At 60.8% G+C, this 14,378-nt stretch carries 14 protein-coding genes; 4 read left to right on the forward strand and 10 right to left on the reverse strand.

Annotated features, from left to right (window positions below):
• Positions 1 to 67: 67 nt before the first annotated feature.
• From IB258_RS20960 to IB258_RS20980, 5 genes are all read right to left on the reverse strand, one after another.
• Positions 68 to 412 (reverse strand): DUF2304 domain-containing protein, encoded by a 345-nt coding sequence (locus IB258_RS20960; RefSeq protein WP_054457104.1) that lies wholly within the window; start codon positions 410 to 412, stop codon positions 68 to 70.
• Positions 409 to 1,068, reverse strand: coding sequence for a glycosyltransferase family 2 protein (locus IB258_RS20965; protein ID WP_370539848.1), 660 nt, complete (start codon positions 1,066 to 1,068; stop codon positions 409 to 411). Before IB258_RS20965 ends, IB258_RS20960 begins: the two co-directional genes overlap by 4 nt.
• A 19-nt stretch (positions 1,069 to 1,087) precedes the next feature.
• The gene (locus IB258_RS20970; RefSeq protein ID WP_156337423.1) at positions 1,088 to 1,441 is read right to left on the reverse strand and encodes a hypothetical protein; all 354 of its coding nucleotides are present in this window, start codon (positions 1,439 to 1,441) and stop codon (positions 1,088 to 1,090) included.
• Positions 1,442 to 1,446: 5 nt separating this feature from the next.
• Positions 1,447 to 3,369, reverse strand: coding sequence for a hypothetical protein (locus IB258_RS20975; RefSeq protein WP_156337424.1), 1,923 nt, complete (start codon positions 3,367 to 3,369; stop codon positions 1,447 to 1,449).
• A gap of 181 nt (positions 3,370 to 3,550) precedes the next feature.
• Positions 3,551 to 4,660, reverse strand: a complete 1,110-nt coding sequence (locus IB258_RS20980) for a glycosyltransferase (protein WP_054457111.1) — start codon at positions 4,658 to 4,660, stop codon at positions 3,551 to 3,553.
• A 231-nt stretch (positions 4,661 to 4,891) separates the two neighbouring features.
• Between IB258_RS20980 and IB258_RS20985 the strand changes: the two genes are divergently transcribed.
• The 4 genes from IB258_RS20985 (at position 4,892) to IB258_RS21000 (ending at position 9,119) form a co-directional block, all read left to right on the forward strand.
• Positions 4,892 to 6,154: an O-antigen ligase gene (locus IB258_RS20985; RefSeq protein WP_192353153.1), complete on the forward strand. Its 1,263-nt coding sequence runs from the start codon at positions 4,892 to 4,894 to the stop codon at positions 6,152 to 6,154.
• A gap of 57 nt (positions 6,155 to 6,211) precedes the next feature.
• On the forward strand, positions 6,212 to 6,781 hold the full coding sequence (locus IB258_RS20990; protein ID WP_054457116.1) for a carbon monoxide dehydrogenase subunit G: 570 nt from the start codon (positions 6,212 to 6,214) through the stop codon (positions 6,779 to 6,781).
• A gap of 96 nt (positions 6,782 to 6,877) precedes the next feature.
• Complete coding sequence (locus IB258_RS20995; protein WP_054457118.1) at positions 6,878 to 8,230, forward strand: MFS transporter; 1,353 nt, start codon at positions 6,878 to 6,880, stop codon at positions 8,228 to 8,230.
• Positions 8,231 to 8,249: 19 nt separating this feature from the next.
• On the forward strand, positions 8,250 to 9,119 hold the full coding sequence (locus IB258_RS21000; protein WP_054457120.1) for a DMT family transporter: 870 nt from the start codon (positions 8,250 to 8,252) through the stop codon (positions 9,117 to 9,119).
• 10 nt (positions 9,120 to 9,129) lie between these two features.
• On the opposite strand, the gene clsB is transcribed toward IB258_RS21000, so the two are convergent.
• From clsB to IB258_RS21025, 5 genes are all read right to left on the reverse strand, one after another.
• The gene (clsB, locus tag IB258_RS21005) at positions 9,130 to 10,341 is read right to left on the reverse strand and encodes a cardiolipin synthase ClsB (RefSeq protein ID WP_192353154.1); all 1,212 of its coding nucleotides are present in this window, start codon (positions 10,339 to 10,341) and stop codon (positions 9,130 to 9,132) included.
• A complete protein-coding gene (locus IB258_RS21010; protein WP_054457124.1) occupies positions 10,338 to 11,204 on the reverse strand; it encodes an endonuclease/exonuclease/phosphatase family protein in 867 nt (288 codons plus the stop codon). Before IB258_RS21010 ends, clsB begins: the two co-directional genes overlap by 4 nt.
• A gap of 279 nt (positions 11,205 to 11,483) precedes the next feature.
• Positions 11,484 to 13,271: an aspartate--tRNA ligase gene (gene aspS, locus IB258_RS21015; RefSeq protein WP_054457125.1), complete on the reverse strand. Its 1,788-nt coding sequence runs from the start codon at positions 13,269 to 13,271 to the stop codon at positions 11,484 to 11,486.
• Between the two features lie 40 nt (positions 13,272 to 13,311).
• On the reverse strand, positions 13,312 to 13,977 hold the full coding sequence (locus IB258_RS21020; RefSeq protein ID WP_054457127.1) for a DUF502 domain-containing protein: 666 nt from the start codon (positions 13,975 to 13,977) through the stop codon (positions 13,312 to 13,314).
• A 16-nt stretch (positions 13,978 to 13,993) separates the two neighbouring features.
• A complete protein-coding gene (locus tag IB258_RS21025) occupies positions 13,994 to 14,302 on the reverse strand; it encodes an FmdB family zinc ribbon protein (RefSeq protein ID WP_054457129.1) in 309 nt (102 codons plus the stop codon).
• Positions 14,303 to 14,378: the final 76 nt, after the last annotated feature.

The following is a 14,378-nucleotide window of genomic DNA, read 5'->3' on the forward strand; positions in this document are numbered from 1 at the left end:
CGAGCCACAACTAGCTTAAGAATTTGCCGGCATACCGCACGGCGACGAGTAAGGATCAAGTTGGGCATCAAGCTCCGGGAGCACGCCGCTCGGCCCGATGCTTGGCCTCTTCAATAGCAAGCCGCCGAGCCAGGCGCGTGATGAGTTCATCGCGTTCTTTATCGCGAATTCGAACCATCAAGAGTTCGAACATCACGAAGGTCAGGAAAATGTACAACAACAAATCCGCTCCGCGGCCAACCCCCAGAAAATTGGCAACCACAGTCAGATCGGTAGGCGACCATATGAAGTAAATGCCGGCAAGGCATATGAGCGTTAGCGCACTGGCGAAGACACGGACGCGGCCCATCCGCAACCAACCGCAAGCCGCGAGAGCAGCAAAGCCCAATGTAAGAAAAATTTGAGCAATCATTTATGGAGCCGCCCCAGGAACAATTCGAGCAATATGTTTATGGAGTTGGATAGACGCTGACCTTTGGCGAGTGAATACTCGGTATAGGTGATGGTCACAGGAACCTCCGCGACGCGCAACTTGTGTCGAGCGACCTCTTCCAGAATCTCGGAGGCGTGTGCCATCCGGTTCTGGTTGATTCTTATCTTTTTGGCCGCTTCCAGCGTGAAGCAACGCAGCCCATTGTGCGCGTCCGTGACCTTCAGACCAGTAGTAATGCGCGTAAAGAGTACGGCCGCCTTAAGCAACAACCTGCGCCGCCCTGGCATTGCGCGCGTTTCGCCAAGAAAGCGGCTGCCGATGACGATATCCACATCCGGCTGAGACGCTCGATCCACCAGCACCTGGATATCCTCGACATGGTGCTGACCGTCGGCATCGAAGTTGACAATATATTTCGCACCAATTTCGATGCAGTATTGGAGGCCAGTCGCCAACGCCGCACCCTGCCCAAGATTGATGGGATGCCGAATCACGAAGGCGCCTGCTGCCTCGGCTTCAGCGGCGGTCGAGTCCGCGCTGCCGTCATCGACTACCACGACGTTCGGCCACTCCGCTTTCAAGCCTGTCACCACTGCGCGAATAACCTGTCCCTCGTTATAAGCGGCGATGACCACCCATGTGCTCGATCGCATCTCAGCCTCCCCGCGTCGCTACCGCGACGCCAATAATTATGATTAACCCGCCAATGATCGTGGTGGAACGCAACTGCTCCTTGAAAAGCAGATAATCCAACACTGGCACAATAATGAATCCCAAAGCAAACATGGGGTAGGCCAAACCCAACGATACTTTGCGCAGAATCATGATCCAAAGCAGAGTCGACCCCCCGTAGACGGCAACAGCAGCATAGAACCACGGATTGAAAATCAGTCCAAATATGTCTTGCGGCACATGGACAATAGTCGTCGCCGTTTTTTTGAGCAACAGATTTCCTACAGCAAGGCCGGACACGCAAAGCAGAAGGATTGAATACAAGGCAATTGACATGAAAATTAAGCCTTTGAAACAACAGTATCTGTCGTTGTCCGGGGGAACGCCAAGGTTGCACCCAGTAAGATAATGAATAACGAGGCCAGCACTGAAGGCCACATATAACGATAGTCTTGCGACCCAATCATTATTAAAAGCCCAAGACAATTAAACACTAGCGGAACGGCTATGAGCATGACAGCCTTGCCACGTCGCACGACCAGCATCACCAGCGCAAACAAGCCGAGAAAAACGTACAAAGCAGGCCGCAAAAGCGTATTCTCTTTCGCCAGAATATTCTCATGCACCGCGCTGACTCGCTGCTTCAACCAAGGTATTTTTGAATCCTCCTTTACCCCTAGCTCTCGGGTCAGCGGCATGTCGTAAATCACCAAAGGAGATAAGGTGAGCCATTCGTTTTCGTTGGTTCCGATTCGCCACACCAATCCCGAAAGACACAGTTGGTGTTTCAAGAAAACCAGCGGATGTCGGACGATCGACTTGAGCGCCAGCATATTCAACTCTGCTTGATTATGCGCCAGGAATTTATACGAAATGTTCGGACTCCAGAATAAGGGCACGATATTCTCGCATCGGTAGTCCCGCTGCCAATCCTCCTCCGGCAGGGTCTGTTCGAGTAGCCGTTTTTCCTGAGGCTCCCACTGCACATCGGCCTGTTTCATTGCGCCAAGCACGTGCAACGCGTAGATGGCCTTATAGTGCGCCCCAATGCCGGACGCCCCGAGCGCCGAGAGGACGACAGTCTTTAGCATCACGAACGCAATTAACTGCGCAGCAAGCGCCAGACCCACCTTGATGCGGGCAACCTTACCCCTTGCCAAGCATAGGAGCAGCAGGAAGAACGGAGGAGTGATCAGTAGCCCATTGTGCCTCAAGCCCACGACTAGCATGCCGACAATGGTTAGCGCCAGCAATGTACCGTCACTCAACGTGAAACGCAGCCGGACCTGCCGAGCGGCCAGCACGGTCATGAGCAGCAGTGCTATTGCGAAGGAAACATCCTTCCACATTGTGGACGCGAGCAGGAAGTTAGGCGGAAACAAGGGAAATGCGAAGGCTGCCACCCATGCCATACGCCGGCTGAGGCCCCAAGCCATGGCTTCGCTGACTGCCATGGCGCCTACCCAGGCGAACAGCGTCGCCTGAAACACCATCAATATCGCCGGTGATGGGTAGATTCCATATGGAATCGCATAGAACAGCGTAGATAGAACCGGGTGCGAGTCGTCGTAGCGGCCACTTACGAGCTGATTCCACTGTGTTATGGAGTCCGGCGACATCTGTGCCGGCCAGTACGCCAACAGCGAAATTATGTAGATCGCAAAGGCCGGCAACGCCAGCAACACGATCTGGCGCCAATTCCATGTCGTGTTGGCAGCATCAAGGCTTGGCAAGGTTCGCCTGCGTCCCATGGCCCAACCCGCCAATAGTGCGCAGACGAAAGCCCCGAGAAAATTGGGGATGATCTTGTCCGCAGTCCGTGGAATGCTGATGGACATATCTGCGAGCGAAGCCAGATCAATTGTGAGGGACTCTCGCCCGGGAGAGTACAAGTCCAGGGTCTGCGTACGTCCGTCGACGGTCAGCTCCAGGATGCCGGAATAGTCATGACGAGTGAGGGTCATTTTGGTACCCGGCTCGACATGAACTTTCGCCTCAATCGCACCCGGCTGGTTCCTGAACGAAAGCAGGAACCCTTCGCGTGTCTCCCACGCGGAATCTTGGTGAATGATGTTCGCCAGCATCTGGCGCGTCGTTTCAGCGTCTACCCAGATTTCCGCCGACTTGGAGGCAGGATTCTTCTGACCGGTAGCAACCAGCCGCACAGTGGCATCGGCCTCCCAGTCGGGGCGCACGGGCAGCAAAAGCACGAAGAACGTCGCAAACAGCGCCGCAATAACAAATAAGTTTTTTTTTCTCAGCACTGTGCTCCACCCCTGAGACACCGCCATATATTTGGGGGCGGATCAACGTGAACAATAACAAACGCCAGAATATTACTGGATGATACGACCCGCCGGTGCGCCTCAGGCCCACCAAGCACGGCAATTGGCTCCATTCGTTGTTTTTAGGCCGCAATGGCGTTACGCCATGAGACCTGACCCACTACTTGCGTTGACGTCGCTTACGGATGACCAACCAAGATGGAGCGCGGAATCTGACCAATTTCCGATACAGCACCACATAAGCAATCGAAAACCCAAATACACAAGCTATAAGAATATACTGATATTGCCAGAACAGTACTGCTGGTATGACAGCAAATGACGATAACAACCACAGATAAGGCGATGTCATCGCATTTCGGCCATATCGGTGCCGAAAGTCCTTACCTCCCCCCCACGCCCAGCGTATGAGCCGCTTGTATATGAGCATGTGCAAATGTACCCCGTCCGGCACCCCAGGGGAATGCCCTCGCAAGATTCTCTTCCGATAAATCGAAAAGAGCGTCTCAAAGACGGGATATATGCAAAGCAGCAGCGGAAACCACGCAGAGACAGAGGGATGACGCGCAAGCATCAACACGGAAATCACGCCGATCATGAAACCGATGAAATACGCGCCACCATCGCCGAGGAATATCAAACCCCTGGGATAATTCCACAGTAGAAATCCCATGATTGCTCCGATCATTCCGACGCTTGAAATGAGGAGCAAACGATCCCCAAGATAATACGACACGTAGGCAAATCCGGCAAAAATCATGGCGGAAACCACCGCGGCCAATCCATTATACCCATCAATGATATTGATGGCATTGGCGGCTCCCGCGATGGCTATCGTGGTGCAAACCAGCGAAATCACGCCAAATTGCAAAAACCAATCCACTCCGAATATATCCAGGCGCGTTAGGGTCGCATCAAGAAAATAATAAGCAGCAACCCCAGATATCATGGCGAGAATCAATCTGGAAAGCACGCGAACCCGCTTGGTCAGATCCTCTGCCAGCCCCCCCAGGAATGCAGGCAAAGATACCAGCCATAGGATCATGGGATCATTACCCAGCTCCGGCTCGCGTGTTATTGCCACAGCAAGAATGCACGCCATGGCAAAGACAAGCGCCAATCCACCCACGCGCGGGACGGGCTGGTCATGATATTTCTGAACCCCCGTGGTATCGCAGTCGGCCGTAAAACGACTATGCAGAGAGTTATATCTCACCAGCAATAAAGACGACGCGAAAGAAATCAGAAATGCAACGAGCAGATAAAGCATATGGTCCAGGTGCCGATGGCTTCTAATTTGAACTCAGATTGAAAGCTCGTTGTCGCAATATAAATTCAAGTAGCAAAACTATTCAGGCCTCAAAACTGACGGACGAAGCCTGCGCCTATCAGTCGGCGCTATTGTCTCTTGGAGCCATTTAAAGCACAATATTGAAAGCGTTACCGCCTCGATGTGGCTCGCATCATTCCGTAATTTTCAATTCTCTTTATGCCATATCGCATGGATTTCGCTCTAGTCTGTCTTGTTGCGTTACTTCCACTCTCAAATCTCACAACGGGTGGCGGCAGTGGCGTTTTTTACCTGCTTTTGGCCTGTTGCCTCATCAAATGTTTCACACGCCAAGGCGGATGGCGGGTGACGATCAGCTCGCTCTGTCGGCATCAACCCTTAATTATCGCAACATTTCTTCCGTTGGTCGCCGTTGTTTTATCCCAACTGGCCAATGGTGCTGTCCATGGTCCATCCCTGGAAAGAGGGGCTCGGTTCGCCATCGCATTCCCGATCCTGCTGGGCGCCTTTCTGGCCATCGACCGCAAGATGCTCCGGCAGTCTGTCTGGGGATTCATCCTCGCAGGCTGGGCTTCGGCGTCGATCGTGATCTGGCTTGTTCTGCCCAAGTTCCAACGTCCCAATACACCTGAATACAACGCTGTAGGCTACGGCAATCTGATGCTGCTCGCTGTCGTCTTTATCGTCTACAGCATTCGGTGGCAACTTACTCGCTACCCGCGCGCGGAACGCGCGCTGAAGGTGCTAACGGGCGTCATCGTGTTTGGAGCTTTTATCCTGACCGAGACCCGCACGGGCTGGATGGCGCTGCCCATCTTCTTTGCGATTGGATTGTTGCTCTTGGGCAAGTTCCGCCACCCCATCAAGCTGGCAATGGTGGCGGTCCTGGGCGTTGCCGCACTGGTTGCTCTCGGTTCCACTAGCCAGGCATTGCGCGAGCGAGTAGACCAAGGATTCGAGGAAGTGCGGGAATGCACAACCACCAATCGCATCGCAGAGACCTCCGTCTGTATCCGTCTACAGCTCTGGCGAGCTTCGGTGGATATGGTCGAAAAGCATCCGTGGTTCGGACTGGGAGCCACGAACCGATTCCCAGACGAGTTGCACGCCCGCGTCGCTGAAGGCATTGTCGCGCCTTTCGTCGCCGCCGATTTCGGCGAACCGCACAACGACATGCTGTATATGTTGACCAGTTTCGGCTTGCTGGGTGGCGTGGCCTTGCTTGCGGTGTACGCCGTGCCAGCGGTTGCATTCGCCAAGCGCTTCCACAACCGTTACCCCACCGAGATCAGGGTTGCAGCAGCAATGGGCTTGGCGCTTACCTTGGGCTTCACCATTTTCGGACTGACCGAACTGATGTACCGCGGCATGCGCACCATCAGCCTGTACGTCGCGCTGCTTGCCTGGCTGACGGCCCTTTGCACTCCCGGGACTAAAGGAGAGTTCTCCGAAGACGGCGACTCCGGGCGGTAGCCAAACGGCCAAAGCAGTATCACAATGGGCATGTAAGGCTCTTCCAAGGAGACAATCATGCGCATTGCAGATGCCCAGTGGATTCCTTCAACCCAGCACCAGACTTGGGACGCTCTGACGGATCCGGCCGTTTTACAGCGATGTATCCCCGGATGCATCGCTGTCGACAAGCGCAGCGACACGGAGTACGCGGTCACGCTGCGGGCCAAGATTGCCGGCCTGGACACGGACTATGACGGCGAGATCCTGCTCTCGGACGTCAATGCCCCCGACAGTTGCACCCTGGTGTTCGAAGGCAAGGGCCGTGCGGCTTGTCTGGCCATCGGCACCGCCCAGATCAATCTCAGCACCAAGGACCAGGGTACCCGCGTGGCCTACACGGTCGCGGGGATGACCGGAGGCAAGCTGGCCGAATGCGGCGAGGGGCTGGTGCTGAAGGCCGGCGAGAAGATCATCGAGAAGTTCTTCGCCACCTTCATCGACTACATGGCCGCCCAGCCCCGCCTCGCGCCGCCACCCCCTCCCCCCGAACCAGAGCCGCGCGGGCTGTCCAATTCGCGTTGGTCTTGGATCATGGTGGTGCTGGTCATCGCGGTTTTCTGGGGTTATCACACCTTCTATAAGTGAAATCCCTGACGCGCGGGTGATATGCTCTGCGGCATGACGCCGCCGCCCGAATCACCGCCCCCAACCGCCCCCGCCCATACACGACGCGACCTGCTGATGGGCATGGCGGGGGTTTCGGCGACGGTAGTCCTGGCCGCGCTGGATTCCACCATTATCAGCACCACGCTGCCGCGCGTGGCCGAGGCGCTGAACGGCATGGCGCTCTACGCTTGGGTGGGAACGGGCTATCTGCTGGCCACCGCGGCGTCCATCCTGATATTCGGGCGGCTGGGCGACATGTTTGGCCGCAAGCCCCTGATGTTGCTGTCGGTGCTGATCGTGGCACTGGGCTCTATCGCCTGTGGCCTGTCGCAAAGCATGATGCAGCTGATCATTTTCCGGTCGCTACAGGGCATAGGCGGCGGGATGATGATCGCGACCGCATTCGCCGCGCCGGCTGACCTGTTCCCCGATGCCAAGCAGCGGGTGCGCTGGATGGCGCTGGTGTCAGCGGCGTTCGCCATGGCCAGCGGCATCGGGCCGGTTCTGGGCGGGGCCGCGACGCAGGCGCTGGGCTGGCGCGCGGCCTTCTTCATTGCGCCGATCGCGGCCGCGGGTGCGTTTTTCCTGCTGGCCCGCTACTTTCCCCGCATCCGCCCCATCCACGACGGCAGCCGCAAGATCGACTGGCTGGGCGCCATCCTGCTGGTACTGGCGGTGGGCGCGCCGCTGGCCGCGCTGGAACTGGCGTTTGCCAGCGGCGACCATGCCCACCCCATGCTGGGCTTGGGCCTGGCGGTGGTGGGTGTGGCGGCTATCGCCATCCTGATTCCCACGGAACGGCGCGTAAGCTCACCCATCTTTCCGCTGCGCGTGCTCGGCGGCGCGGAATCCCGCCTGCTGAACCTGGCGGCGATGATGGTGGGCGCGGTCATGTTCGTGCTGATCTTCTACAGCCCGCTGCTCTTGCAACAGGTACTGAACTACACCCCCAGCGAGGCTGGGCTGCTGCTCACGCCGCTGGTTGCCGCGATTTCGGTGGGCAGCATCATCAACGGCCGCCTGTTCCCCAAGCAGACCGAACCGCAGCGCCTGATGGTGTTCGGCGGCTGCCTGCTGGCAGCTGGTTCGCTGATGGTGCTGCTGATCTCGCCGGGGACCTCGGCCTGGTGGATCCTGGCCGCCTTCTTTGTCAACGGCTGTGCGCTGGGCTTCCTGCTTCCGAACCTGACTCTGTTCATGCAGATGCTGAGCGAGCGGCGCGACGTGGGCGTGGCCTCCGCCCTGGTCCAGACCACGCGCGCCATCGGCAGCGCGCTGGGGACTGCCGTGGTCGGCATCATCATTTCCCATAGCACAGTACTAAACGGAGTGCGCGCGGGTCTGGTGCTGTGTATCGTCCTGTCGCTGACCTGCGCCCTGCTGGCCTACCGGGTCAAGATGAAGAACCTGGCCACAAACCGCAAATGAGCCCCTCGCGGGACTGAACATGCGTCAACGCAATTTGCTGGATCTGCTGCTCCTGGCCGCCGTTTGGGGCGGCTCCTTTCTGTTCATGCGCCTGGCGGTGCCGGAATTCGGACCGATTGCACTGATCGAGCTGCGCGTAGGGCTGGCCGCGCTGGTCCTGCTGCCCGCCGCGCTGTGGCGCGGCAAGCTGCCCGTCATCGCCCGGCACTGGAAAGCCTTGCTGATGGTGGGCGTGCTGAACGCGGCCGTGCCGTTCCTGCTGTTCGCCTATGCAGCGCAATCGCTGGGCGCAGGCTTCCTGTCGGTAGCCAATGCCGTGACGCCGGTATGGGGCGCGGTCATCGGCTGGCTGTGGCTGAAGGACAAGCTCGCCTGGACGCGCTCCCTGGGGCTGATGATAGGCGTGGTCGGCATCGTCGTGCTGGTGTGGGACAAGCTGAACTTCAGCGATGGCGGTACCGGACCAGCGGTCCTGGCCGCAGTGTCGGCGCCGGTGTTCTATGGCATTGCAGCAAACTGGACCAAGCGTTTCCTGACAGGCGTGGATGCCCTGGCCAACGCCACCGGCAGCATGATAGGCGCGACGCTGGTGCTGCTGCCGCTTGCGGTCACGCACTGGCCCGAAGCACCAGCGTCCATGCAGGCCTGGATCGCCACCATCCTGCTGGCGGTGCTGTGCACGGGCGCGGCGTACATCATTTTCTTCCGTCTGATCGCCAATGTCGGCCCCACCGGCGCCGTCAGCGTCACCTTCCTGGTGCCGATCTTCGGCGTGCTGTGGGGATCGTGGTTCCTGGACGAGAGCATCACGCCGTCGATCGCGGCAGGCGCGGCCATTATCCTGGTCGGCACGGCGCTGGCGCTGGGCTTGCTGAAGCGGCGCGCCTGAACACCCGCGCTCAGTACTTGTCCGACGTCCCCATCAGCGCCACCCCTATGCGCAGCAACGTGTAGGACACCGCGTCGACCCAGCGCCGCAGCCATCCCCGGCGCTGATACTCCAGCGGCCGGATGAAGCGCCCGCCCTCCCGGATGGCGGTCTCCAGCCGTTCCTGCAGGTCCCACGAGAATGGCTGGTCGTCCACCACCACGTTGGCTTCGCGCGCCAGCAGCAGGCTGAAGGGGTCGAGGTTGGACGAGCCCACCGTCGCCACGTTGTCGATGACCGCCACCTTGGCGTGCAGGTAGCTCGGCATGTATTCGTAGATCTCGATGCCGTCGCGCAGCAGCTGGTCATACAGCGAGCGCGTGGCGTGGTACTGCATGCGGTACTCGATCTTGCCCTGCAGCAAGAGGCGCACGCGCACGCCGCGCGCCGCAGCCTTGGCCAGCGCGCGGCGGAACTGGCGGCCGGGGAAGAAGTAGGCGTTGGCGATCAGGATGTCGCGGCGCGCATGCGCGATACCGTATAGATAGGCGCGCTCGAAGGTCTGGCGAAAGCGCAGGTTGTCGCGCAGCACCAGCGCGGCGCGCAGGTCGCCACAGGGCGCCACGGAAGCGTGGCGCGGCTTGAGCAGCCGCATGCGGTTCCAGTCGCGCGGATGACGGCGCAGGCGCGCCCAGTTCAGCCGCACCCACAGCAGTTCCTGGGCATAGGCAGCCTCCGTGACCAGCGGCCCCTGCACCTGCACGGCGAAATCGAAGCGCGGCCCGGTGATGCCGTCCGTCGGATCGCGGTCATCGTAGTCGTCGATGATGTTGATGCCGCCGATGAAGGCGATGCGCCCGTCGACCACAGTGACCTTTCGGTGCAGGCGGCGCAGCCGGCTGCGCGACGGAATGTAGCGCGCGAACCAGCGCGGCTCGGGACGGAAGATGCGGCACTGCGCGCCGGCGTTGGTCAGGCGCGTACGCAAGGGATCGACGAACTCTGCGCTGCCGAAACCGTCGAGCACCACGCGCACCTTGACTCCGCGCCGCACGGCCGCCTCCAGGCAGTCCAACACCTGGGAACCGGTGCGGTCCGGGGTGAAGATGTAGGTTTCCAGGTGCACGCTGACCTGGGCGGCGTCGATGGCTGCGCACAGCGCCGGAAAGAAGTCGGAGCCGTTCTGGAGCAACCGGATATCGTTGCCCACCGTCCAGTCCAGCTTGGACTGCTCTGCCCTCACGGCAGTTCCAGCTCGGCCAGCAAGGGGGAATGATCGGAAAGCCTGGCCCATTCGCGGCCGCGCAGCACGCGCGCGCTGCGCACGGCAAAGCCGCGCTGGTAGATGCGGTCCAGACGGAACCAGGGGAACACCGCGGGGAAGGTGCGGGGCGGCGGCAGCAGCAGGCGCGAATTGCCATCCATGCCGAGTTGATTGGTGCGTTCCATGACGGACACGCCGCTATTGGGCAGCCCGCGCAGCGCGTTGCTCAGCCGTTTGACGGAGTCGCGCAGGCGCGGCAATTCGCCGCCATGGCTGCGCGGGGCATGCGAGAACACTTCATACAGGCCCAGCTGCTGCACGAACAGGGGCGCCAGACGGTCGCCCCAATCGTTGAAATCACCCGCGATGAGGATCGGCTCACCGTCCGGCACCATGCGGCGGATGCGCTCGGTCAGCGCCAGGATCTGGCGGCTGCGGCTGCCGGCGAACAAGCCCAGGTGCACGACGAAGCAATGCACCGCGCGCCCGTCGAGTTCGATGCGCGCGTGCAGCAGTCCGCGCTGCTCCAGCCGATGGTCGGAGATGTCCTGGTTTTCGTGGTCGAGGATAGGGAAACGCGACAACAGCGCGTTGCCGTGGTCCGTCTCATGGCGGATGGCATTGCGGCCGTAGGCCACATCCAGCCGCAAGGCGGCGGCAAGCGATTCGTGCTGTGCGTCGAGCAGGGATTTCTGCTCATTGCGGCCCTGGACTTCCTGTAGGAAGACCAGATCCGGACGCAGGCCATACAGGCCCAGACGCAATTCGTTCAGGGAGTCGCGCCGGCCCAATGCCGAGCGGCCCTTATGTATGTTGTAGCTGACGACGCGGATGAGCGACATGGAAAATGGCGCCTTTCAAAACTGAGGAACCGCCGGCCGCAAAAAAGCCCGGCCAGCACCGCCACTTCAGGCGGCGTTTGCCAGATTACTCCAATTCAGAAGACCGTTCCCACCGTCGCCGCGAGCACCCGGTCCATGCAAGCAACGGCTCCTGCTCATTCGAGGCAGGAGCGCTGCTAGCAAACAGCGCCCCACAATCGGGGCCGCACGGATCCGGCTCCGCCGGTCCGTAGCGGCGCCCCCCTGGGGGGGAAGCGCCTACGGCGCTTCGGGGGGGGGTCACTTCGTTTCTACGTTGCGCAGACGGATGTGCAGTTCGCGCAATTGCTTCTCGTCGACCTCGGACGGCGCTTGCGTCAGCAGACACTGGGCGCGCTGGGTCTTCGGGAAGGCGATCACGTCGCGGATCGATTCGGCGCCAGTCATCATCGTGACGATGCGATCCAGGCCGAAAGCGATGCCACCATGCGGAGGCGCGCCGTATTGCAGCGCGTCGAGCAGGAAGCCGAACTTCTCGCGGGCTTCCTCGGCGCCGATCTTGAGCGCGCGGAACACCTTGCTCTGCACTTCCTCGCGGTGGATACGGACCGAGCCGCCGCCGATTTCCCAACCGTTCAGCACCATGTCGTAGGCCTTGGCGAAAGCCTTGCTGGGATCGGATTCCAGGAAGTCCTCGTGGCCGTCCTTCGGGCTGGTGAAGGGGTGGTGGGCGGCGGTGTAGCGGCCGTCTTCCTCGTCGTATTCGAACATCGGGAAGTCGACAACCCACAGCGGCTTCCAGCCGGCGGTGGACAGGCCGGTCTTCTTGCCGAATTCGCTGTGGCCGATCTTCACGCGCAGCGCGCCGATGGCGTCGTTGACGACCTTTTCACGGTCAGCGCCGAAGAAAATGATGTCGCCGTCCTGCGCGCCGGTGCGCTTGACCAGTTCGGCCAGGGCAGCGTCATGCAGGTTCTTGACGATGGGCGATTGCAGGCCGTCGCGGCCCTTGGCCACTTCGTTGACCTTGATGTAGGCCAGGCCCTTGGCGCCGTAGATGCCGACGAACTGGGTGTAGCCGTCGATCTCGCTGCGCGACATCTCGGCGCCGCCCGGCACGCGCAAGGCGACCACGCGGCTGCCGGGCGCCGTGGCGGCGGCGGCGAACACCTTGAAGTCCACGTCGCGCATGACGTCGGTCATGTCGGTGAATTCGAGGTTCACGCGCAGGTCCGGCTTGTCCGAGCCGTAGCGGCGCATGGCTTCGGTCCAGGTCATGATCGGGAACGGCGTCGGCAGATCGACGTCCTGCACCACCTTGAACACGTGGCGAATCATGTTCTCGAAGATTTCACGGATCTCGAACTCGTTCAGGAACGAGGTTTCGCAGTCGATCTGGGTGAATTCGGGCTGGCGGTCGGCGCGCAGGTCTTCGTCGCGGAAGCACTTGGTGATCTGGTAGTAGCGGTCGAAACCGGACACCATCAGCATCTGCTTGAACAGCTGCGGCGATTGCGGCAGCGCGAAGAAGTGGCCGGCGTTGACGCGCGAAGGCACCAGGTAGTCGCGCGCGCCTTCGGGCGTGCTCTTGGTCAGCATCGGGGTTTCGATGTCGATGAAGCCCAGCTGGTCCAGGAACTTGCGCACTTCGATGGACACGCGGTAGCGCAGCATCAGGTTGCGCTGCATCTGCGGACGGCGCAGGTCCAGCACGCGGTGCGTGAGGCGCGTCGTTTCCGAGAGGTTGTCGTCGTCCAGTTGGAACGGCGGCGTGACCGACGCGTTCAGGATCTCGACTTCCTTGCAGAGCACTTCGATTTCGCCCGAAGCCAGCTCGGCGTTGGCAGTGCCCGCCGGACGCTCGCGCACCAGGCCGGTGACGCGGATGCAGAATTCGTTGCGCAGGCGCTCCGCGGTGGCGAAGGCGGCATTGTCCGGATCGAACACGATCTGCGCCAGGCCCGCGCGGTCGCGCAGGTCGATGAAGATGACCCCGCCGTGGTCGCGGCGGCGGTTCACCCAGCCGTACAGGGTGACGGTCTGGCCGAGATGGTCACGGCAAACCTGGCCGGTGTAGCAGGTACGCATGCGGGGGACTCCGTTTATGTGCTTGGTTATAGCGTAAGGGTTACGAATCGGCGCGAGGCGTGTCTTGCACGCCGGGAGCCGGGACGGGCGCGGCCGGCCGGTCCGCGGGCGTCGCCGCCTGGACCGGGGCGACCACGCCCATGGAAACGATGTACTTCAATGCCGCGTCCACGCTCATCTGAAGATCCATGACGTCAGCGCGCGGAACCATCAGGAAAAAGCCGGACGTGGGATTCGGCGTGGTCGGCACGTACACGCTGATGTGATCGCCGGGAAGCCGGTCGGCCACTTCGCCGCTGGGCGTGCCGGTAACGAAAGCGATGGTCCAGCTGCCGGCGCGCGGATACTGCACCAGCACCGCGCGGCGGAACGCCTGACCATTCGGAGCAAGCACGGTATCGCTGACCTGCTTGACCGAGTTGTAGATCGAACGCACCAGCGGTATGCGTCCCAGCAGGTTTTCCCACTGGTCCACCATGGTGCGGCCGATCAGGTTGGCGGCGAATACGCCCGTCAGAAGCACCACCACGATGACCAGGACGAAGCGGAAGCCGGGGATGTCGATGCCGAACAGCGATTCGGACGACAGGAAGCCGGGCACGAACCCTTCGAGGGTCGCGACCAGCAAGCCCAGCACCCACACCGTGATGACCAGGGGAACCCAGATCAGCAGGCCGGTGATGAAGTACTTCTTGATGACGCGCATACGCATCGCGTGTGCTCTAGGAGGCGGCGCTACCGGCTGCAGGCGTCGCCGGGGCGGCCGGAGCTGCGGGCGCGGCTGCGGCTGCGGGCGCGGCGCTTTCAGCCGGGGCCGGCGTGCTGGCCGAGGCCGAACCGCCGCTGCCGTTGCCGCGGAAGTCCGTGACATACCAGCCGGAGCCCTTGAGCTGGAACCCAGCCGCGGTCACCTGCTTGGAGAACGTGCTTTCGCCACATTCGGGGCAAACCGAAAGCGGCGCATCGGAAATCTTCTGCAAGACGTCTTTGGCATGGCCGCAGGCGCTGCACTTGTAAGCGTAAATGGGCATCTAGGGCTCCCAGGCGCGGGCCCGGCATATCAAGAGCCGCTGTCGCCGGACGCAATGTCCGGGGCCGGATCGGGTC

It is taken from the genome of Achromobacter sp. ACM02 (genome assembly GCF_014851605.1).
GTDB lineage: Bacteria > Pseudomonadota > Gammaproteobacteria > Burkholderiales > Burkholderiaceae_B > Achromobacter > Achromobacter aegrifaciens.

Bases quoted from the DNA above. Each gene is read 5' to 3' on its own strand.
- IB258_RS20960 (WP_054457104.1), bottom strand. From the start codon at position 412: ATGATTGCTCAAATTTTTCTTACATTGGGCTTTGCTGCTCTCGCGGCT.
- IB258_RS20970 (WP_156337423.1), bottom strand. From the start codon at position 1,441: ATGTCAATTGCCTTGTATTCAATCCTTCTGCTTTGCGTGTCCGGCCTT.
- IB258_RS20980 (WP_054457111.1), bottom strand. From the start codon at position 4,660: ATGCTTTATCTGCTCGTTGCATTTCTGATTTCTTTCGCGTCGTCTTTA.
- IB258_RS20985 (WP_192353153.1), top strand. From the start codon at position 4,892: ATGGATTTCGCTCTAGTCTGTCTTGTTGCGTTACTTCCACTCTCAAAT.
- IB258_RS20990 (WP_054457116.1), top strand. From the start codon at position 6,212: ATGCGCATTGCAGATGCCCAGTGGATTCCTTCAACCCAGCACCAGACT.
- IB258_RS20995 (WP_054457118.1), top strand. From the start codon at position 6,878: ATGGGCATGGCGGGGGTTTCGGCGACGGTAGTCCTGGCCGCGCTGGAT.
- IB258_RS21000 (WP_054457120.1), top strand. From the start codon at position 8,250: ATGCGTCAACGCAATTTGCTGGATCTGCTGCTCCTGGCCGCCGTTTGG.
- IB258_RS21010 (WP_054457124.1), bottom strand. From the start codon at position 11,204: ATGTCGCTCATCCGCGTCGTCAGCTACAACATACATAAGGGCCGCTCG.
- aspS (WP_054457125.1), bottom strand. From the start codon at position 13,271: ATGCGTACCTGCTACACCGGCCAGGTTTGCCGTGACCATCTCGGCCAG.
- IB258_RS21020 (WP_054457127.1), bottom strand. From the start codon at position 13,977: ATGCGCGTCATCAAGAAGTACTTCATCACCGGCCTGCTGATCTGGGTT.
- IB258_RS21025 (WP_054457129.1), bottom strand. From the start codon at position 14,302: ATGCCCATTTACGCTTACAAGTGCAGCGCCTGCGGCCATGCCAAAGAC.